Here is an 18988-nt window from a genome sequence, read left to right on the forward strand (position 1 = left end):
CTGACATGCCCACCGAAGAGACCCTCGTCCTGGTCAAGCCCGACGGAGTCGCACGCGGCCTCACCGGCGCGATCCTCGCCCGCATCGAGGCCAAGGGCTATGCGCTGGTCGACATCCGTCTCGTCGACCCCGATCGCGACCTCCTCGCCGCGCACTACGCCGAGCACGAGGGCAAGCCGTTCTACGAGCCGCTGCTCGAGTTCATGCTCTCGGGCCCGTCCGTGGCGATCCGCCTGGCGGGCAACCGCGTCATCGAGGGCTTCCGCTCGCTGGCCGGCACCACCGACCCGACCACGGCCGCACCCGGCACGATCCGCGGCGACTTCGGCCGCGACTGGGGGCTGAAGGTGCAGCAGAACCTCGTGCACGGCTCGGACTCGCCCGAGTCCGCCGCGCGCGAGCTCGGCATCTGGTTCGGCTGAGCCGAAGCGCGCCACGAGGCCCCGTGCTCCTGAGGGAGCACGGGGCCTTCTGCGTGGAGTTGTGCGCTCCGGCGCAATGCCCCTACTGTCGCTTGCATGTCGACGACGCCGATCCATCTGGGCAACCCCGAGGGCAAGGGACTGGCAGCGGGGACGCTGGGGCTGTGGGGGTCGACGGTCATCGGGCTCGCGTCCACCGCACCGGTGTACTCGCTGGTCGCGTCACTGGGGTGGGTGGTGATCGCCGTCGGGGCTCAGGCTCCCATCGCGTTCGTCCTCGCCTTCGTGCCGATGCTGCTGATCGCGTTCGCCTATCGCGAGCTGAACAACGCCGTGCCCGACTGCGGCACGACCTTCACCTGGGGGACCAAGGCGTTCGGGCCCGTCGTCGGGTGGATGGGCGGATGGGGCGTCGCGGTCGCCGGCATGGTGGTGCTCGCGAACCTCGCCCAGATCGCCTCCGTCTACTTCTGGTCCCTGCTCGGCCAGGACGTGACCAACAACGACCTGCGGGTCATCCTCGTCGCCGTGCTCTTCATCGCCGCGATGACGTGGGTGAGCTGGCGCGGCGTCGAGATCGGCGAGCGCGTCCAGAACGTGCTCCTGGGCATCCAGTACCTGGCCCTCGCCGTCTTCCTCGTCGCGGCCGTATGGCAGTTCGCCACGGGAACCGCACCCGGGGCGACGCCGTTCTCCTGGGAGTGGCTGAACCCGTTCGCGTTCACCTCCTGGTCCGGGTTCACCCAGGCGATCCTGCTCGCGCTCTTCATCTACTGGGGCTGGGACACCTGTCTCGCACTGAACGAGGAGACGAAGGATCCGAAGCGGATCCCCGGTCGCGCGGCGCTGCTGACCACGGTCATCCTGCTCGTCACCTACGTGTCGGTGACCATCGCGGCGATGATGTACGCGGGCCTCGGGACCGAGGGGACGGGCCTGGGGAACGAGGCCAACGCCGACGACTTCTTCCTCGCGATCAAGGACGGGCTGCTGGGTCCGTTCGGATGGGTGCTCGTCGTCGCCGTCGTCATCTCCGCGATCTCCTCGACGCAGACGACGATCCTGCCGACCGCGCGGGGCACGCTCGCGATGGGCGTCTACCGCGCGCTGCCGGCCCGGTTCAAGGACGTGCACCCCGTGTACAAGACCCCGTCGTTCTCGACCCTCGTCATGGGCGTGGTGGCGATCGCGTACTACGTGGGGATGACGCTGATCAGCGACAACATCCTGCAGGACTCGATCCTGTCGCTCGGCCTCGCCATCGCCTTCTACTACGCCATCACCGGATTCGCGTGCGTGTGGTACTTCCGCGCGGAGCTCACCCGCTCCGCCCGGGACTTCTTCTTCAAGGGTCTCTTCCCGCTCCTGGGCGGCATCATGCTCGCGGCGGCGTTCGTGCAGTCGGCGATGGACATGTGGCAGCCCGACTACGGCAACACCGTGATCTGGGGCATCGGCGGGACGTTCGTCGTGGGCATCGGCTCTCTCGGGATCGGACTGGTGCTGATGTTCCTCTGGTACCTCTTCCCGCGGTCCAAGAGGTTCTTCCGCGGGGAGAGCCTGAACCGCGAGACCGAGGTCATGGTGCCCGAGGAGCCCGCCGACTTCCCGCGCTCCATCGACGGCGGAATGTGAGCGAGGTCGTCGTGACGGAGCGCTGCGATGTCGTGGTGGTCGGGGCCGGAGTGGCGGGCCTGACCGCGGCCCGGCTGCTCGCCCGCGCCGGCAGGAAGGTCATCGTCCTCGAAGCACGTGATCGCGTCGGCGGGCGGGTGCACACGGATCGCACCGGGTCGCCCACCGATCTCGGCGCATCCTGGATCCACGGGATCGACGGCAGTGCCGTCGCCGCGGCCGCGACGGCCTTCGGCATGCGCATGCACGAGTTCACGGTCGGCGGCTACCAGGCCGACAGCCGGCCGATCGCGTACCACGGGCCGGACGGACGCCGCTTGCCGGACGGGGCCGCCGCCGCGTTCGTCGCAGACATCCACCGGGTGGACGACCTTCTGGCTGAGGAGATCGCGGGCTCGGCGCCGGACGCCTCCTACCGCGATGTCACCGAGGCGGTGCTGGAGAGGCAGGGGTGGGATCCGGAGCGCACGCAGCGGGTCCGCGAGTACCTCGCCCATCGCTCAGAGGAGCAGTACGGCGCGGTCATCGGCGAGCTCGCAGCGCACGGCCTCGACGACGACGCGATCGACGGCGACGAGGTCGTCTTCCCCGACGGGTACGACGTGCTCCCGATGCGGCTGGCCGAGGGGCTCGACGTCCGTCTGAACCAGGTGGCCACCGGGATCGACTGGTCGAACGGCGTCCGCGTCACGACCGAGCGGGGCGACTTCCTCGCACAGGAGGCCGTCGTCACGCTGCCGGTGGGCGTGCTCCGCAGCGGGAGCGTGAGGTTCACGCCGCCCCTGCCCGCGGTCAACCGGGACGCCCTGAGCCGGCTCCGCATGAACGCGTTCGAGAAGGTGTTCCTCCGGTTCCCGGTGCGGTTCTGGGAGGACGACGTCTACGCCATCCGGCAGCAGGGCTCCGCGGGGGACTGGTGGCACTCCTGGTACGACCTCACCGGCCTGCACGGCGAGCCGACCCTGCTGACCTTCGCGGCGGGGCGCGCGGCCCATGCCACACGGACCTGGGACGACGACCGGGTCGTCGAGTCGGTGATGGCGCAGCTGCGACGCCTCTACGGCGATCGTGCGGTCCCGCCGGCTCAGGTGCACCGCACGGCCTGGCAGGACGATCCCTTCTCGCGCGGGGCCTACGCCTACATGGCCCTCGGATCGACGACGTCCGACCACGACGATCTCGCCACCCCGGTCGGCGACCGGCTCCACATCGCGGGCGAAGCGACCTGGACGGACGATCCGGCCACCGTCACCGCCGCCCTGCTCTCCGGCCACCGCGCGGCGGAGCGCATCCTCGGCGCGGCGATCGGCATCGAGACGCTCTGGGCGACGGACTGAGGCCGGCGTCCCGGATCCGCCTCAGAACATCCGCACGACCTCGCCGATCAGGTCGACGCCGGCGATCTGGGCGAGCATCACCACGATCGCGAACCCCAGGATCGACGCGAGCGGCACCCACGCGCCGAGGCGGCGCGCCGCCTGCTGGGCGCCCTTGCCCACGGGGAACGTCCCGTTCGCGAACAGCTGCTGCACGGTCGCCAGGAATGTCGGGATGACGACGAGGTAGGTCAGCCCGCACCAGGGGCACAGCGTGTGCAGGTCGAAGAAGCTCTGCCAGATCAGCCAGGCGATGAACACGAACGCGCCGGTGATCCCGAGGCCGAAGAGCGCCCAGAACCAGCGCGGGAAGCGCGCACCGGCGAGGATCGCCACGCCGACGACGAGCGGCGCCATCCAGCCGGTGAGGCCGATCAGCGGGTTCGGGAAGCCGAACACCGAGCCCTGCCAGGAGTCCAGGTTCTTGCCGCACTGCACGAACACGCTGACGTTGCAGCTGAGATCCGCGGTCGGGTTCTCCAGGGTGGCGAACTTGTCGAGTGTGAGCTGGAAGGCCGCCCACCACCCGACGACGCTCGCCACGATGAGCCAGATGGCGTAGCCGACGGGCCTGGTTCCCGCGAGGTTGCGCTGTGCAGACATGCCGCGATTATCGCAGTCGCGCTTCTGCGCGGGATCCATCCGCGCGCATCGGAACGCGTCGAGGCGGGCATCCTGCCCCGATGGTGCGATAATGGACGGGTCGCACCGCCATGACGACGGACGACGGATACAGACTTCGGGGGCTCCGGCCCCCAGCGATCAGAGCACACGCCGATCGCAGACCGATTGAGTTCGCGGTGCCGAGCGCATCGCACGAGAGAATTCACGACGGCTCGCCCGTCGTGCAGGGAGTACGCCAGAGATGGCCGACGAGAACAATGACAACGCCCCTACCCTCGACATCGACGCGCTGCTGCCGGTAGCGCCGGGTTCCGCGGAGCCCCCGGCGGTCGAGGACACGGCACCCGCCGAGGTCCAGGACGCCCCGGAGGCGCCCGTCGAGACCCCCGATGCGCCCGTCGGGGACGCTGCGGCATCCACCGAGGACGAGAGCATCGGCGATCCCGCGGCTGAGATCGAGCCCGCCGTCGAGGCCGAGCCCATCGCCGAGCCCGAGCCGGCGCCCGCCGTCGAGGCCGAGCCCACGGCCGAGGCCGAGCCCGTCGCTGCCGAGCCTGAGCCGGCCGAGCCCGTCGTCGAGGCCGAGGTCCCCGCGGAGTCTGAGGCCGAGGCGGCCCCGGAGAGCGAGCCGGCCGCGGAGACCGCAGCCGAGTCCGCTCCCGAGGCGGAGCCCGTGGCGGCCACCGCCGTGAGCCTGGGGCTACTGCCGGAGATCTTCGTGTCGCGCGTCTCGACGCAGCTGCATTTCCACGCCCCCGCGTTCGTCCCGCTTCCGGCGCGCACGCGCGACACCGGCCGCGACGCCGAGGACGGCCGCCGCACCCGCGGGCGCGGCGGCGACGCCGAGCAGCCGCGCCAGCGCCAGCGCGTCGTCGAGTACATCACCGAGCCGAAGGCGATCAAGGGATCCACGCGGCTCGAGGCCAAGAAGCAGCGCCGCCGCGACGGCCGCGACGCCGGCCGCCGCCGCCCCGTGGTCACCGAGGCCGAGTTCCTCGCCCGTCGCGAGGCGGTCGACCGCGAGATGATCGTGCGCTCGAAGAACGGCCGCACCCAGATCGCGGTGCTCGAGGACAACGTCCTCGTCGAGCACTACGTCGCCCGCAACCAGGACGCGTCGCTCATCGGCAACGTGTACCTGGGGCGCGTGCAGAACGTGCTCCCCAGCATGGAGGCCGCGTTCGTCGACATCGGCCGCGGCCGCAACGCCGTCCTGTACTCCGGTGAGGTGGACTGGGACGGCGTCGAGACCGGCAACCAGCCCCGGCGCATCGAGCTCGCGCTCAAGGCCGGCGACCGCGTGCTCGTGCAGGTCACCAAGGACCCGGTGGGTCACAAGGGCGCCCGCCTGACCAGCCAGATCTCGTTGCCCGGCCGCTACCTCGTGTACGTGCCGAACGGATCCATGAACGGCATCTCGCGCAAGCTGCCCGACACCGAGCGCGCGCGCCTGAAGCGGATCCTCAAGGAGGTGCTCCCGGAGTCCAGCGGCGTGATCGTGCGCACGGCGGCCGAGGGCGCGACCGAGGAGCAGCTGACCAACGACGTGCAGCGCCTCACGGCGCAGTGGAGCTACATCCAGAAGCAGGTCGAGACCCAGCAGGCGCCCGCGCTGCTGCACGCCGAGCCCGACCTGCTCGTCAAGATCGTCCGTGACGTCTTCAACGAGGACTTCACCCGGATGCGGATCCAGGGCGCCGACGCCGGCCGCACGATCCGCTCCTACCTGGAGAGCGTCGCCCCCGACCTGCTCGACCGGGTCGAGGCGTACGAGGACGAGCGCGACCCGTTCGACGCCTACCGGGTCACCGAGCAGATCGAGAAGGCCCTGGACCGCAAGGTCTGGCTGCCGTCGGGCGGATCCCTCGTGATCGACCGCACCGAGGCCATGACGGTCGTCGACGTCAACACCGGGAAGTTCGTGGGCTCGGGCGGGAACCTCGAGGAGACCGTCACCAAGAACAACCTCGAGGCCGCGGAGGAGATCGTCCGCCAGCTGCGTCTGCGCGACATCGGCGGCATCATCGTCGTCGACTTCATCGACATGGTGCTCGAGTCCAACCGCGATCTCGTGCTGCGCCGACTCGTGGAGTGCCTGAGCCGCGACCGCACCAAGCACCAGGTCGCCGAGGTCACCTCGCTCGGGCTCGTGCAGATGACCCGCAAGAAGCTGGGTCTCGGCCTGCTCGAGACCTTCAGCGAGCCCTGCGAGGTGTGCGCGGGCCGTGGCGTGATCGTGCATCACGATCCCGTCGTCAAGCACCGCGCGGCCGCGCCGCAGCAGACGTCCAACCGGCGCCAGCGCGGCGGCGGGAACGGCGGTTCGCCGTCCAACGGCGCGGCGAACGGTGCGCCCGCGCCCGCCGCCGCCAACGGCGGCACGCACAGCATCCCCGAGGGCGCCAAGTCGGCGCTCGCGCAGATCGCCGCCTCCAGCCGGCCCGCGGGAGAGGCTCCGGTCTCCGCGGAGACACCGGTCGACGCCGCTGCCGAGGCGCCCGTCGCCGAGCGGCCCAAGAAGCAGCGCAAGAAGCGCGGATCCGACCGCGGCAAGGGCCCGAAGACCGAGGCCGAGCAGCTGCTCGACTCCGTGCTGGACGCGCTGCCCGAGCCCAAGGCCCCGGGTCAGGGCCGCAATCGTCGTCGGGTGACGACGGCGGCGCTCTCCGCGGGGACGGCCGTCGTGCACACGACCGAGGCGGCGCCGCGGGGCGAGCAGGCCTGAGACCCGCACGCGTCGTCGGGAGACGCATGTCGCGATCGGCACACAGTGTCACGATCGGCACACGGATCCTGCGGGATCCTGTGCTGATCGTCACATGATGTGCTGATCGTCGCGACGACCGTCGGAGAGCGACGATCCTTCGGGGAGTGCGGAGGGGCGGGTCGATCAGCGGTCGCGGGCAGGGACGCGCAGCCCTGAGGCGATGAGACGGCGGGTGAGCTCCTTGCCGCCGACGTGCTCCGCACCGCCGGCGATGAGCCGGGGGAGTGCGTCCTCCGGCACGTCGTAGTGGTCGAGGTCGAAGGCCCGCGGCGGGATCTCGTGCGCGGCGGCGAAGGCGTGCAGCTCGTCGACGTCGGAGTCGCTGACCAGATGCGCCCAGAGCCGGCCGTGCGCCGGCCAGATCGGGTCGTCCACGAGGATCGCCATTCCGCGATCCTAGGACGCCGTGCCGGCCGCGCGGCCGAATCGGAGCGGATCGGATCCGGGATCCCGACACGGCCGCGCTCGCTTTGCGAGGGGACGGCGCTTCCGGTAAAGTAGCTCCTTGGTGCACCGCGCCGGACGCCCCACTCGGCCGCCGCGGGATCATGCAACTCGCGCCCGCCACTGCGGATCCCTCTGCTGTGGCGCGATGCACGCACAGTCTTCCCGTGAGATTACGGAGCGGTCCCGCTCCCCAACGAAACAGGTATGAAGTGGTTTACGCAGTAGTGCGCGCCGGTGGACGCCAGGAGAAGGTCGAGGTCGGCACGATCGTTCAGCTCGACCGTCTGAAGGCGGCCCAGGGCGACAAGGTCGAGCTCGCCGCGGTGCTCCTCGTCGACGGTGACAAGATCACCACCGACGCCGACAAGCTCGCGAAGGTCAAGGTCACGGCAGAGGTCGTGAGCCACCTCCGCGGCCCGAAGATCGTCATCCAGAAGTTCAAGAACAAGACCGGCTACAAGAAGCGCCAGGGGCACCGTCAGGACCTCACGCGCGTCAAGATCACCGGCATCAAGTAAGCACGAAGAGGAGCTGAGAAATGGCACACAAAAAGGGTGCGAGCTCGACCCGCAACGGTCGTGACTCCAACGCACAGCGACTCGGCGTGAAGCGCTTCGGCGGCCAGACCGTCAACGCCGGCGAGATCCTCGTCCGCCAGCGCGGCACGCACTTCCACCCCGGCGTGAACGTCGGCCGTGGCGGCGACGACACGCTGTTCGCCCTCGCCGCCGGTGCGGTCGAGTTCGGCGCGAAGGGCGGCCGCAAGGTCATCAACATCGTCGCAGCTGCCGAGTAAGGCTTCGACGGCTCGGCCATCGGCTGAGCGTTCGGAAACGGGGCGGGCTTCGGCTCGCCCCGTTTCCCTATTCCCGGCACGATCAACAGGGCCCACCGCCCGCCAACCCAGGAGGATCCCCGCATGGTCACGTTCGTCGACAGGGTGACGCTGCACCTGCGCGCGGGCAAGGGCGGCAACGGCTGCGTGTCCGTGCACCGGGAGAAGTTCAAGCCCCTGGGCGGGCCCGACGGCGGCAAGGGCGGTGACGGCGGCGACATCGTGCTCGTCGCCGACCCGCAGACCGGCACCCTGCTCTCGTACCACCACTCGCCGCACCGGACGTCGCAGAACGGCGGCTTCGGCATGGGCGACCACCGCTCCGGCTACGACGGCGAGGACCTCGAGCTCCCGGTGCCGGTGGGCACCGTCGTGAAGACCACGGACGGCCAGATCCTCGCCGACATGGTCACGCCCGGCGAGCGGTACATCGTCGCCGCGGGCGGCCACGGGGGCCTCGGCAACGCCGCACTGGCGACTCCGAAGCGCAAGGCCCCCGGCTTCGCGCTGCTCGGCACGCCCGGCTTCGAGGGCGATGTCGTGCTCGAGCTCAAGACGGTCGCCGACGTCGCGCTGGTCGGCTTCCCGTCGGCCGGCAAGTCGAGCCTGATCGCCGCGATCTCCTCGGCCCGTCCCAAGATCGCCGACTACCCGTTCACCACGCTGCACCCGAACCTCGGCGTCGTGCAGGCCGGGGACTCGCGGTACACCGTCGCCGACGTCCCCGGACTCATCGAGGGCGCGAGCGAGGGCCGCGGACTCGGCCTCCAGTTCCTCCGGCACGTGGAGCGCTGCTCCGCGCTGCTGCACGTGCTCGACTGCGCGACCCTCGAGCCGGGCCGCGATCCGATCAGCGATCTCGACGTGATCCTCGCCGAGCTCGCCGCCTACGAGGTGCCCGAGGGGCAGGTGCCGCTGCTCGAGCGTCCCCAGCTGATCGCCCTGAACAAGATCGACGTTCCCGAGGCGCGCGAGCTCGCCGACTTCGTGCGCCCTGAGCTCGAGGCGCGCGGCTTCCGCGTGTTCGAGATCTCCACGGTCGCCCACGAGGGGCTGCGCCCGCTGACCTTCGCGCTCGGCGAGATCGTCGACGCCCACCGCGCCGAGCTCGCCGCGGCCGCCGAAGCGCCCAAGGAGCGCGTGGTCATCCGCCCGAAGGGCGCGAAGCGCGACTTCGAGATCCGGGTCGAGGGCGGCAGCTACGGCAACATCTACAGGATCCTGGGCGAGAAGCCCGTGCGCTGGGTGCAGCAGACCGACTTCCAGAACGAGGAGGCCGTGGGCTACCTCGCCGACCGTCTGGAGAAGCTGGGCGTCGAGGACGAGCTGTTCCGCCTCGGTGCGGTGCGCGGATCCACCGTCGTCATCGGCCCGGGCGAGAGCATCGTGTTCGACTGGGAGCCGCAGCTGAGCTCCGCGGCCGAGCTGATCACGTCGCCGCGCGGCCTCGACTCCCGCTTCGACCCGAACACGCGCCGCACCACGAGCGAGCGTCGCGAGCGGTACCACGAGCGCATGGACGCGAAGGCCGCAGCACGCGCCGAGCTCGAGGAGCAGCGCCTCGCGACCCGCGCCGCCACGGGGGAGGACGTCGAGGAGTCCGGCGAGGACGCGCGGTGACGGCATTCACCCGGGCGGACCTGCCCGGAGCCGCGCGCATCGTCGTCAAGGTCGGATCCTCGTCTATCAGCGGCGACGCCGCCTGGCGGATCCCCCTGCTGGTCGAGGCGCTGGCAGCGGCGCACGCGCGCGGCGCGGAGATCGTGCTGGTCTCCTCGGGGGCCATCGCCACCGGCATCCCGTTCCTGCAGCTGGAGGCCCGCCCCACCGACCTCGCGACGCAGCAGGCGGCGGCCGCGGTCGGCCAGAACGTGCTCGTCTACCGCTATCAGGAGGCGCTGCGCCCGCACGGCATCGTGGCGGGACAGGTGCTGCTGACGACCGGCGACCTCGAGCACCCCACGTCGCGCAGCAACGCGCGACGGGCGATGGAGCGGCTGCTCGGACTGCGGGTGCTGCCGATCGTCAACGAGAACGACACCGTGGCCACGCAGGAGATCCGCTTCGGCGACAACGACCGGCTCGGCGCCCTCGTCGCGCAGCTCGTCGGGGCCGATGCGCTCGTGCTGCTCAGCGACGTGGAGTCGCTGTACACGCGGCCGCCGTCCGATCCGGCCGCCGAGCCGCTCGACGTGGTGGCCGCCGGTGCGGATCTCTCGGGTCTGGAGTTCGGTGCGACGGTCGTCAACGGCGTGGGCACCGGCGGCGCCGCGACGAAGGTCTCGGCGGCACGCCTCGCCGCGGCCAGCGGGATCGGCGTGCTGGTGACCAGTGCGGATCTCGTCGCCGAGGCGCTCTCCGGAGCCGAGATCGGCACCTGGTTCGAACCCGCGGTCTGATCCGTCATCCCGCGTCCGGGTGGCGCGCGGCGTGGGTACACTGACCGCATGTCCACGATGATCGCCGATACGACCGCGCCCGCCGACGTCTCCGCCGGTCACGACTCCCCGGAAACGCGCATGCGCGCGGCGAAGGACGCCTCGCGCGAGACCGCGCGGCTCACCAGCGACGGCAAGGCGAAGGCGCTCGAGGCGATCGCCGCTGCGCTCACGGCGGCGTCGGACGACATCATCGCCGCGAACGCACGGGATCTCGAGCGAGGCGCCGAGGAGGGGATCGGCGACGGTCTGCTGGATCGGCTGCGCCTGGACGACAAGCGGATCCAGGCGCTGGCCGCCGCCGTGCGCGAGGTCGCAGCGCTGCCGGATCCGGTCGGGCGCGTGGTCGGCGGGCATCGGATGCCCAACGGGGTCGCCCTGGAGCAGGTGCGCGTGCCGTTCGGGGTGGTCGGGGCGATCTACGAGGCGCGGCCGAACGTCACGGTCGACATCGCCGCCCTGGCTCTGAGGTCGGGCAACGCGGCCGTGCTGCGCGGAGGCAGCGCCGCGCGCGAGAGCAACACGGTGCTCGTGCAGGTGATGCGCGACGCGCTGGCCTCGGCCGGGGTGAGCGCCGAGGCGATCCAGACGGTCGACGACTTCGGGCGGGCCGGCGCCACCGCGATGATGCACGGCCGCGGACTCATCGACGTGCTCGTCCCGCGGGGGAGCGCCGGGCTGATCGAGACCGTCGTCACCGAGTCGACGGTGCCCGTGATCGAGACCGGTGCGGGCGTCGTGCACATCGTGCTCGACGAGTCGGCGCCGCGGGACTGGGCGCGGGACATCGTCGTGAACGCCAAGGTGCAGCGCCCGAGCGTCTGCAATGCGGTGGAGACGGTGCTCGTGCTGCGCGGTGCGGCCGACCGCCTCGTGCCCGAGGTCGCAGAGGCGCTCATCGCGCAGGGGGTCACCATCCACGGCGACGACGACATCCGCCGTCTCGTCCCGGACGCCGTCCCTGCCACCGAGGAGGACTGGGGGCTGGAGCACATGAGCCTCGACCTCTCGATGCGCGTCGTGGACGACCTCGATGAGGCGCTCGCGCACATCCGGCGGTACAGCACGGGTCACACCGAGTCGATCATCAGCACCGACGCGCTCGCGATCGAGCGCTTCCTCGCCGAGGTCGATTCCGCGGTGGTGATGGCGAACGCATCGACGCGCTTCACCGACGGCGGCGAGTTCGGCTTCGGCGCCGAGGTGGGCATCTCGACGCAGAAGCTGCACGCGCGGGGCCCGATGGGCCTCGCGGAGCTGACCAGCACCAAGTGGCTCGCGCGCGGAGCGGGGCAGACGCGCGGCTGAGGGCTAGACTGAGGAGCTGAGATCCACCCTGATCACTCTGGAGAATCGATGAACCTCGTCGCACAGCTCGTGCAGGCCGCCGCTGAGAACACCGAGCAGAGCGGCAACGTGATGCTGGAGACGCTCCCGTTCTTCTTCATCGCCGGCGGCGTGTTCGCGCTTCTCGGGCTCGTCGCGCTCTCCTACCGCAACGTCGCCAACCGCCACGCCGCGAAGGCGGACGCCTGGGCCGCGGAGCACGGTCACGAGGGACACGGGGCCGGCCACGGTCACTGAGCTGAGCCGATGACGACCACTCCGGCGCCGCGGATCGGCGTGATGGGCGGGACGTTCGACCCCATCCATCACGGGCACCTCGTGGCCGCGAGCGAGGTCGCGCACTCCTTCGGGCTCGACGAGGTGGTCTTCGTGCCCACGGGGGAGCCGTGGCAGAAGAGCGGCGTCACGCCGAGCGAGCACCGCTACCTCATGACGGTGATCGCCACGGCCTCGAACCCGTCGTTCACGGTCAGCCGCGTCGACATCGATCGGCACGGTCCGACGTACACGATCGACACGCTCCGGGATCTGAAGGCGCAGCGCCCCGACGCCGAGTTCTTCTTCATCACCGGTGCGGACGCCGTGGCGCAGATTCTCAGCTGGAGGGATCATGATGAACTGTGGGATCTGGCCCACTTCGTCGCGGTATCCCGACCCGGTCACGTGCTGAGCACGGACGGTCTGCCGCCCGGCGACGTCAGCCAGCTGGAGGTCCCCGCCCTTGCGATCTCCTCGACCGATTGCCGTTCCCGCGTCCGCGAGGGAGACCCGGTCTGGTATCTCGTACCGGATGGGGTGGTTCAGTACATCGCGAAGCATCATCTTTATCGGAGCACGTCATGAGCACATGGGATCAGCGCCCCGCTGATCAGTCGGCCGACAGCAGCACGCACGGTGCTGACCCGTCATCGGGTGGCGGTCAGCTGACCCGGAAGCAGCTGCGGGAGTCCCGCCTCACCGGCTCGACCCCGATCGTCACGGAGGAGGAGGCCGCGGCCGCGCGTCTCCAGGATGCCGTGAGCGTGCCTCCGGTCGCAGCGCCCGAGACGAGCCCCGACCCCGTCGCAGAGGACGACGCCGAGGAGCCGCTGACCCGCCGTCAGATCCGCGAGCAGGAGCGGATCCGCACGGGCTCTGTCCCGGTGCACGACCCCGCAGCGTCGGTCGCTCCGGCACCGACCGCCCCGGTCGCGCCGTCCGCGGCCGCCCCAGCGCCGACCGCGCCGTCCGCCGCCGCGCCGATGACGATCCCGGAGCGGCCCGCCGCGCCGGCTCCCGCGGCGTCGAGCGCCCCCGCGGCGGAAGGGATGATCACCGACGTCCCGCGTCCTGCCTACCCGAGTCGCCGTCGGTCCTACGAGCCGGCCGTCGACGCGGCACCGGCACCGGCACCGTCCGGGTCCGACGAGGAGCAGGAGGGCGTCGACGACGCCGAGCAGGCCGTCGCGCCGGTGTCGGTCTCGGCGGTCATGCGCGCCGAGGAGGAGACCGGGCGCACCTGGCATGCCGCCGCGGCGACGACTCCCGCGACCGCTCCGGCCGCGCCGTCGTCGGATCCGGCCGCTGCGCCCGCCGCAGCGCCCCTGCGGCCCGCCGCGCCGATGTCCGATGCGATCGAGGAGCCCGGACAGTCCGCGCTGTGGTCGGAGCTCGTCGCCGAGTCCGACGCGACGCCCGAGCCCGCCCCGGCCGCGCCCGCCGCCCCGACCGGATCCTCCGTCAACCCGGCCTTCGGCGCCCGGGTGCTCTCGGAGCAGTCGGTCCCGACCGCGCCGGGGATCGACTCCTTCGACACGCTGATCGGGGATTCCACCGGATCGCACCACGCGGCGCCGAACGCCCTGATCTTCCAGCAGGCTCCTGCGGGGCCCTCGCTCTCCGGCCCGGTCGCCTCGACCGGCGAGATCCTCGTCACCGGCAGCTACGAGCTGCCCGCGGGGCTCGGCTCGCGCGGCCACGCCGACGGTGTCGCCGACGGCAAGGAGATCGATGCGGTCCTGCTCGACGGAGAGCTCGCGCCGTCGTCGTCGCCCACTCCGATCGCGGCCAGCGCCGCCATCGGCACCATCAAGCCCGCCGGCGAGGTCATCCGACCGCCGGAGCCCGAGAAGGGCAACAAGCTCATGCTCGCCCTCACCATCACCGCCGGCGCCCTCGCCGTCGCACTGGTCGGGGCACTCATCGTCGCCATCGCCACAGGAGCGTTCTCTTCATGATGCAGTCACCCTCCGCCGCAGAGATGCTGCAGATCGCCGCCGACGCGGCCCGTGCCAAGGGCGGGGAGGATCTGCTGGCGCTGAACGTGTCGGAGCCCCTTCCGCTCGTCGACATCTTCCTGCTCGTCACCGGAAACAGCGAGCGCAACGTCGCCGCGATCGCCGACGAGATCGAGGACCGCATGATCGAGGCGGGATACAAGCGTGTGCGCCGCGAGGGCCGCAGCGAGGCCCGCTGGGTGCTGCTCGACTTCGGCGACCTCATCGTGCACGTCTTCCACGAGGAGGAGCGCACGTACTACGGTCTCGAGCGCCTGTGGAAGGACTGCCCGGTCGTCCCCATCGCCGAGCCGGCGCCGCTGCGCGTGGCCGCCGACCAGGACTGAGCCCCGCCTCGGGGCAGGAGGCCTCAGAGCAGGAACAGCGTCGCGCACAGCAGGGCGATCGCGACCGCCAGCAGCCCTGCGCGCAGCGGGATGATCGACTCCCACCGCGCCTGCAGGGCCCGCGCGTCCTCAGGGACCTCGCCGGCCGCTGCTGCCGCGGTGAAGCGGGCGTTGATGGGCTTCGCGACCCGGACGAACAGCAGCAGCCACACGATGACCAGGATGAGCGCCGCGGCAGCGAGCGGTCCGGCGAGCGGGGCGCCCCCGAGGAACGCCAGCAGCGCGGTCGCCGCCGTGGCGACGGTGCCGCCGATGCCGATCACGGGGAACCGGCGGTCGCCGTAGTAGTGGCCGCGGCCGATGATCCGCACCAGGGTGGGGTCGTCCAGTTCCGCGTAGACGGCGCGCTGCACGACGGCGACGCTCAGATCGGTGCCGAAGATGCCGGCGAGTCCGAGCACGGCGAGGACGGCGGTGATGCCGATGATGAGGGACATTGCTTCTCCGATCGGGAATGCACGTGTTAGCGGCGCTAACTGTTAGCACTGCTAAGGTAATCCCATGGCCCGATCAGCGCAAGATGCCGAAAGAGTCCGCGAACGCGAGTCGCGGATCATCCGCAGCGCCCGGGAGCTCGCCGAGAGCGAGGGATGGCCGGCGGTCACGGTGCGCCGCCTGGCCGCCGCGGTTGGCGTCAGCCAGCCGATCCTGTACCGGCATTTCCCGGGTGGACGCGAGGACATCGTCGGTCGGGTCGTCGTCGAGGGATACGCCGAGCTGGCGGCGGCGATGGATGTCCCGGACGACCGGGGGAGCATCCTTCCGGCCCTGGTCTCGGCCTATCTCGACTTCGCACGTGAACATCCGGCCGTGTACGAGGCCATGGCGTCGGCGCGCAGCAGCGTCGTCTTCGCCGCCGAGGAGACACCCGAGGAGCTCCGTCGCGGATTCCGGATGCTGGAGCTCGCCGTCGGCGGGACGGACGCCCGCGACCGCGCGGTGCGCGCGGAGCTCCTCTGGAGCACGTTGCACGGCCTGAGCCAGCTGGACGCGCATGCTCGTCTGGATGCGGCGCTCGAGGACGACCGGACTGCGGCGATCGTCGCGCTGTTCGATCGACGCAGCTGACATCCGGCTCGCGGCGGTGCCGTGCGAGCGCGTTCTTTGTCCTCGCTGACAAAGACGGTCGGGTCGACCTGTCCGCGGGTGATCGACGGGTAGGGTCGAGCCGTGGGACGGATCACGACTCTGCGGCCGGTCACTCGGATCGCCCTGGGCGAGGGCGTTCGTCGCCGCGCCGACGCCCTCTCGGTCGAGGAGCCGCTGGAGATCCGCATCGGCGGAACCCCGCTGGCCGTCACGATGCGCACGCCGGGGCACGACGTCGAGCTGGCGATCGGATTCCTCGTCTCCGAAGGCGTGATCACAGACCGCTCCGACTTCCGGTCCGCCATCCACTGCGGCGGGCCCGGCACCGGCGGCGCGGAGAACACGTACAACGTGCTCGACGCCACGCTCGCACCAGGGGTCCGGATCCCCGGTGCCGATGAGACGCGGCGCTTCTACACGACGAGCTCGTGCGGGGTCTGCGGCAAGGCCAGCATCGACGCGGTGCGGACGACCTCGCATCATGACGTGACGCACGACGACGTCACCGTCGACGCGGAGTGGATCTCCGAGCTGCCGGATCGTCTCCGCGCCGGGCAGGCGGCATTCGCCAAGACCGGGGGACTGCATGCGGCCGGCCTCTTCGACGTCGCGACCGGCGAGCAGCTGGTGATCCGAGAGGACGTCGGCCGGCATAACGCCGTCGACAAGGTGGTCGGCTGGGCGCTGCAGGAGGGACGGCTGCCGCTGCGCGGGACCGTGCTGCAGGTCTCCGGACGCGCCAGTTTCGAGCTCGTGCAGAAGGCCGTGATGGCGGGGATCCCGATCCTCTCCGCGGTGTCGGCGCCGTCGTCGCTGGCGGCGGAGCTCGCCGAGGAGTCCGGGCTGACCCTGCTCGGCTTCGTCCGGGGCCGAACCATGAACGTGTACGCGCACGAGCATCGTGTGCTGATCGATGCGGTGACGCGGGGCGATGCGCCCGTGCAGGAAGGACGAGCACGACGATGAGCGACGACGTGGACGCACGCGGAGGCACGGCCTTCGGCCTGATGCCCGAGGAACCCCGCCAGGGCGGCTACGGGCCGCGCACGACGGCGGCCTGGTCGCGCAAGCCGTACCATCACCCGGCAGCCGGCTGGGGAGCGGCGATGTCGGTGGGGAAGGTGCTGCTGCGCGAGCGCGAGCCGATCGCCGGATCCGAGGCGATGCTCATCATGAACCACGGGCGTTCGGGTTTCGACTGCCCCGGCTGCGCGTGGCCGGACGACCTCGGCAATCTGCGGCTCGACATCTGCGAGAACGGCATCAAGCACGTCACCTGGGAGATGACGCACAAGCGCGTCGACCGCCAGTTCTTCGCCCAGCACACCGTCGCCGAGCTCGCGCAGTGGACCGACTTCGACCTCGAGGACCAGGGCCGGCTCACCGAGCCGATGAGCTACGACCCCGTCACCGACCGCTATGTGCCCATCTCGTGGGATGACGCGTTCGCCCTCATCGGCGCGGAGCTGCAGGCGCTGGACAGCCCCGACGAGGCGAGCTTCTACACCTCGGGACGCTTGAGCAACGAGGCCACCTTCCTGTACCAGCTGATGGTGCGCGAGTACGGGACGAACAACCTCCCGGACTGCTCCAACATGTGCCACGAGGCCTCCGGACGAGCCCTGAAGGCGTCCCTGGCCACGGGCAAGGGCACAGCCGACCTGCGCGACTGGGAGGAGTGCGACGCACTGTTCATCCTCGGCGTGAACGCGGCCTCGAACGCACCCCGGATGCTGACGGCGCTGTCGGACGCGGTCCGCCGCGGAGCCCAGGTCGTGCATGTGAACCCGCTGGTCGAGGCCGGAGCGACTCGCACGATCGTGCCGCACGAGTTCGTGGACATGGCGCTGTTCAAGAGCACCGACACGAGCACCATGGACCTGCAGGTGCGCATCGGCGGCGACCTCGCACTGATCCGCGGTATGGCCAAGGTCGTGTTCGAGGAGGCGCGGACGGATCCGACGGTGCTGGACACCGCCTTCCTCCGCGAATACACGAACGGGGTCGAGGAGTACCGGACGCTCGTCGAGGCGACGCCCTGGGCCGAGCTGGTGCGCCAGTCCGGCCTCACCGAGGAGCAGATCCGCAGGGCTGCGGCGATCTACCTCGGCTCGGAGCGCACCATCATCAGCTGGTGCCTCGGCGTCAGCCAACACGAGCACGGCGTCGACACGGTGCGCGAGATCGTGAACCTGCTGCTGCTGCGTGGCAACATCGGGCGGCCGGGCACCGGACCGTCGCCCGTGCGCGGGCACAGCAACGTGCAGGGCAACCGCACCTGCGGCATCGATCACCGGCCGCCGGCGTGGACCGACCGGCTGGCCGAGGTCTGCCGCATCGACCCGCCCCGCCGGGAGGGCCTGGACACGGTGAAGACGATCCGCGGCATGCACGACGGCACCGTGAAGGTGTTCGTCGGCATGGGCGGCAACTTCGTGCTCGCCGCACCGGACACCCCGTACACCGCCGAAGGGCTCAGTCGCTGCCGCCTCACGGTGCAGGTGAGCACCAAGCTCAACCGCAGCCACCTCGTGCACGGCGAGAAGGCGGTGATCCTGCCGTGCCTCGGGCGCACCGAGCGGGATCAGCAGGAGGCCGGGCCGCAGGGCGTCACCGTCGAGGACGCGATGAGCATGGTGCATCTCTCGATCGGCCGCAAGCGGCCGGCATCGGCCTACCTGCGCTCGGAGCCCGCGATCATCGCCGGCATCGCGAAGGCGACGCTCCCGCAGACGCAGACGCCGTGGGACGACTACATCGCCGACTACGACCGCATCCGCGACGTGATGGCCCAGGTGCTGCCCGGATTCGAGGGCTTCAACCAGCGGATCCAGAGCCGGCACGGCTTCCGCATCCCGCAGCCCGCGCGCGAGCGCGTGTTCGAGACCGAGTCGGGTCTCGCGGAGTTCTCGCTGGCGCCGATGCCCGACGTCATCCCGGCGTCGGACGAGACCCTGGTGCTGCAGACGATGCGCTCGCACGACCAGTGGAACACCACGATCTACTCCAACAACGATCGCTATCGGGGCGTCAAGAACCTGCGCGAGCTGATCTTCCTGCACACCGACGACATGCGTGCCAGAGGGATCGTCGAGGGCGACCTGGTCGACATCCGCTCGACGTCGAAGGACGGGTCGACGCGGATCGCGCGCGCCTTCCGCGCGGTGCCGTACGACCTGCCCCGAGGCAACGCCGCGGGGTACATGCCCGAGCTCAACGTGCTCATCGGGCACGCCGACTTCAGCGTGCAGAGCGATCAGCCGCTCATGAAGAGCATCCAGGTGACGGTGAGCCGCTCCGCGGCCTGAGGCCCCCACGGCGCGGGCTGCCTGGCGTGATGCCGTGC

General features: G+C 70.8%; 19 protein-coding genes. 16 read left to right on the plus strand and 3 right to left on the minus strand.

The window, feature by feature from the left end:
* Nucleotides 1-5: 5 nt before the first annotated feature.
* The 3 genes from ndk (at nucleotide 6) to WFJ17_RS16975 (ending at nucleotide 3394) form a co-directional block, all read left to right on the plus strand.
* Entirely contained in the window at nucleotides 6-422 is a 417-nt protein-coding gene (gene ndk / locus WFJ17_RS16965; protein ID WP_045272553.1) for a nucleoside-diphosphate kinase, read from the plus strand.
* A gap of 96 nt (nucleotides 423-518) precedes the next feature.
* Nucleotides 519-2057: an APC family permease gene (locus WFJ17_RS16970; RefSeq protein WP_292885935.1), complete on the plus strand. Its 1539-nt coding sequence runs from the start codon at nucleotides 519-521 to the stop codon at nucleotides 2055-2057.
* On the plus strand, nucleotides 2054-3394 hold the full coding sequence (locus WFJ17_RS16975; protein WP_336649018.1) for a flavin monoamine oxidase family protein: 1341 nt from the start codon (nucleotides 2054-2056) through the stop codon (nucleotides 3392-3394). The genes WFJ17_RS16970 and WFJ17_RS16975 overlap by 4 nt, the downstream gene beginning before the upstream one ends.
* A 21-nt stretch (nucleotides 3395-3415) precedes the next feature.
* On the opposite strand, the gene WFJ17_RS16980 is transcribed toward WFJ17_RS16975, so the two are convergent.
* Complete coding sequence (locus WFJ17_RS16980; protein WP_251441718.1) at nucleotides 3416-4036, minus strand: vitamin K epoxide reductase family protein; 621 nt, start codon at nucleotides 4034-4036, stop codon at nucleotides 3416-3418.
* A 262-nt stretch (nucleotides 4037-4298) separates the two neighbouring features.
* Between WFJ17_RS16980 and WFJ17_RS16985 the strand changes: the two genes are divergently transcribed.
* The gene (locus tag WFJ17_RS16985) at nucleotides 4299-6782 is read left to right on the plus strand and encodes an Rne/Rng family ribonuclease (RefSeq protein WP_336649019.1); all 2484 of its coding nucleotides are present in this window, start codon (nucleotides 4299-4301) and stop codon (nucleotides 6780-6782) included.
* 165 nt (nucleotides 6783-6947) lie between these two features.
* On the opposite strand, the gene WFJ17_RS16990 is transcribed toward WFJ17_RS16985, so the two are convergent.
* A complete protein-coding gene (locus tag WFJ17_RS16990; RefSeq protein ID WP_251441715.1) occupies nucleotides 6948-7211 on the minus strand; it encodes a DUF4031 domain-containing protein in 264 nt (87 codons plus the stop codon).
* Between the two features lie 269 nt (nucleotides 7212-7480).
* Between WFJ17_RS16990 and rplU the strand changes: the two genes are divergently transcribed.
* The 9 genes from rplU to rsfS all read left to right on the plus strand — a co-directional run bounded on the left by rplU (nucleotide 7481) and on the right by rsfS (nucleotide 14493).
* The gene (gene rplU, locus WFJ17_RS16995) at nucleotides 7481-7789 is read left to right on the plus strand and encodes a 50S ribosomal protein L21 (RefSeq protein ID WP_233309240.1); all 309 of its coding nucleotides are present in this window, start codon (nucleotides 7481-7483) and stop codon (nucleotides 7787-7789) included.
* A 20-nt stretch (nucleotides 7790-7809) separates the two neighbouring features.
* The gene (gene rpmA, locus WFJ17_RS17000; RefSeq protein WP_251441714.1) at nucleotides 7810-8067 is read left to right on the plus strand and encodes a 50S ribosomal protein L27; all 258 of its coding nucleotides are present in this window, start codon (nucleotides 7810-7812) and stop codon (nucleotides 8065-8067) included.
* 123 nt (nucleotides 8068-8190) lie between these two features.
* Complete coding sequence (gene obgE, locus WFJ17_RS17005; RefSeq protein ID WP_336649020.1) at nucleotides 8191-9726, plus strand: GTPase ObgE; 1536 nt, start codon at nucleotides 8191-8193, stop codon at nucleotides 9724-9726.
* Entirely contained in the window at nucleotides 9723-10505 is a 783-nt protein-coding gene (gene proB, locus WFJ17_RS17010) for a glutamate 5-kinase (protein ID WP_336649021.1), read from the plus strand. Before obgE ends, proB begins: the two co-directional genes overlap by 4 nt.
* Before the next feature lie 120 nt (nucleotides 10506-10625).
* Nucleotides 10626-11852 (plus strand): glutamate-5-semialdehyde dehydrogenase, encoded by a 1227-nt coding sequence (locus WFJ17_RS17015; protein WP_295035132.1) that lies wholly within the window; start codon nucleotides 10626-10628, stop codon nucleotides 11850-11852.
* A 48-nt stretch (nucleotides 11853-11900) separates the two neighbouring features.
* Entirely contained in the window at nucleotides 11901-12128 is a 228-nt protein-coding gene (locus tag WFJ17_RS17020) for a hypothetical protein (protein WP_251441706.1), read from the plus strand.
* Nucleotides 12129-12137: 9 nt separating this feature from the next.
* On the plus strand, nucleotides 12138-12734 hold the full coding sequence (gene nadD / locus WFJ17_RS17025; RefSeq protein WP_251441704.1) for a nicotinate-nucleotide adenylyltransferase: 597 nt from the start codon (nucleotides 12138-12140) through the stop codon (nucleotides 12732-12734).
* Complete coding sequence (locus WFJ17_RS17030) at nucleotides 12731-14107, plus strand: hypothetical protein (RefSeq protein ID WP_336649022.1); 1377 nt, start codon at nucleotides 12731-12733, stop codon at nucleotides 14105-14107. The genes nadD and WFJ17_RS17030 overlap by 4 nt, the downstream gene beginning before the upstream one ends.
* On the plus strand, nucleotides 14107-14493 hold the full coding sequence (rsfS, locus tag WFJ17_RS17035) for a ribosome silencing factor (RefSeq protein ID WP_374208766.1): 387 nt from the start codon (nucleotides 14107-14109) through the stop codon (nucleotides 14491-14493). The genes WFJ17_RS17030 and rsfS overlap by 1 nt, the downstream gene beginning before the upstream one ends.
* Nucleotides 14494-14516: 23 nt before the next feature.
* On the opposite strand, the gene WFJ17_RS17040 is transcribed toward rsfS, so the two are convergent.
* Nucleotides 14517-14990 carry a DUF1772 domain-containing protein gene (locus WFJ17_RS17040; RefSeq protein ID WP_336649023.1) on the minus strand — a complete coding sequence of 158 codons (474 nt, stop codon included), beginning with the start codon at nucleotides 14988-14990 and terminating at the stop codon, nucleotides 14517-14519.
* Nucleotides 14991-15054: 64 nt separating this feature from the next.
* Here WFJ17_RS17040 and WFJ17_RS17045 point away from each other — a divergent pair, with 64 nt between their 5' ends.
* The 3 genes from WFJ17_RS17045 to WFJ17_RS17055 all read left to right on the plus strand — a co-directional run bounded on the left by WFJ17_RS17045 (nucleotide 15055) and on the right by WFJ17_RS17055 (nucleotide 18950).
* Complete coding sequence (locus tag WFJ17_RS17045) at nucleotides 15055-15621, plus strand: TetR/AcrR family transcriptional regulator (protein WP_336649024.1); 567 nt, start codon at nucleotides 15055-15057, stop codon at nucleotides 15619-15621.
* A 102-nt stretch (nucleotides 15622-15723) separates the two neighbouring features.
* Entirely contained in the window at nucleotides 15724-16608 is an 885-nt protein-coding gene (fdhD, locus tag WFJ17_RS17050; RefSeq protein ID WP_336649025.1) for a formate dehydrogenase accessory sulfurtransferase FdhD, read from the plus strand.
* Entirely contained in the window at nucleotides 16605-18950 is a 2346-nt protein-coding gene (locus tag WFJ17_RS17055) for an FdhF/YdeP family oxidoreductase (protein WP_336649026.1), read from the plus strand. The genes fdhD and WFJ17_RS17055 overlap by 4 nt, the downstream gene beginning before the upstream one ends.
* The last annotated feature ends 38 nt before the right edge of the window (nucleotides 18951-18988 follow it).

Source organism: Microbacterium sp. MMO-10, from assembly GCF_037148715.1.
GTDB lineage: Bacteria > Actinomycetota > Actinomycetes > Actinomycetales > Microbacteriaceae > Microbacterium.

Coding starts and splice junctions, on each gene's coding strand:
- WFJ17_RS17055 (WP_336649026.1), top strand. CDS start 16,605: ATGAGCGACGACGTGGACGCACGCGGAGGCACGGCCTTCGGCCTGATG.
- WFJ17_RS16990 (WP_251441715.1), bottom strand. CDS start 7,211: ATGGCGATCCTCGTGGACGACCCGATCTGGCCGGCGCACGGCCGGCTC.
- WFJ17_RS17015 (WP_295035132.1), top strand. CDS start 10,626: ATGCGCGCGGCGAAGGACGCCTCGCGCGAGACCGCGCGGCTCACCAGC.
- WFJ17_RS16970 (WP_292885935.1), top strand. CDS start 519: ATGTCGACGACGCCGATCCATCTGGGCAACCCCGAGGGCAAGGGACTG.
- WFJ17_RS17045 (WP_336649024.1), top strand. CDS start 15,055: ATGGCCCGATCAGCGCAAGATGCCGAAAGAGTCCGCGAACGCGAGTCG.
- WFJ17_RS17020 (WP_251441706.1), top strand. CDS start 11,901: ATGAACCTCGTCGCACAGCTCGTGCAGGCCGCCGCTGAGAACACCGAG.
- WFJ17_RS17040 (WP_336649023.1), bottom strand. CDS start 14,990: ATGTCCCTCATCATCGGCATCACCGCCGTCCTCGCCGTGCTCGGACTC.
- nadD (WP_251441704.1), top strand. CDS start 12,138: ATGACGACCACTCCGGCGCCGCGGATCGGCGTGATGGGCGGGACGTTC.
- rpmA (WP_251441714.1), top strand. CDS start 7,810: ATGGCACACAAAAAGGGTGCGAGCTCGACCCGCAACGGTCGTGACTCC.
- ndk (WP_045272553.1), top strand. CDS start 6: ATGCCCACCGAAGAGACCCTCGTCCTGGTCAAGCCCGACGGAGTCGCA.
- WFJ17_RS17030 (WP_336649022.1), top strand. CDS start 12,731: ATGAGCACATGGGATCAGCGCCCCGCTGATCAGTCGGCCGACAGCAGC.
- obgE (WP_336649020.1), top strand. CDS start 8,191: ATGGTCACGTTCGTCGACAGGGTGACGCTGCACCTGCGCGCGGGCAAG.
- rsfS (WP_374208766.1), top strand. CDS start 14,107: ATGCAGTCACCCTCCGCCGCAGAGATGCTGCAGATCGCCGCCGACGCG.
- WFJ17_RS16985 (WP_336649019.1), top strand. CDS start 4,299: ATGGCCGACGAGAACAATGACAACGCCCCTACCCTCGACATCGACGCG.
- WFJ17_RS16980 (WP_251441718.1), bottom strand. CDS start 4,036: ATGTCTGCACAGCGCAACCTCGCGGGAACCAGGCCCGTCGGCTACGCC.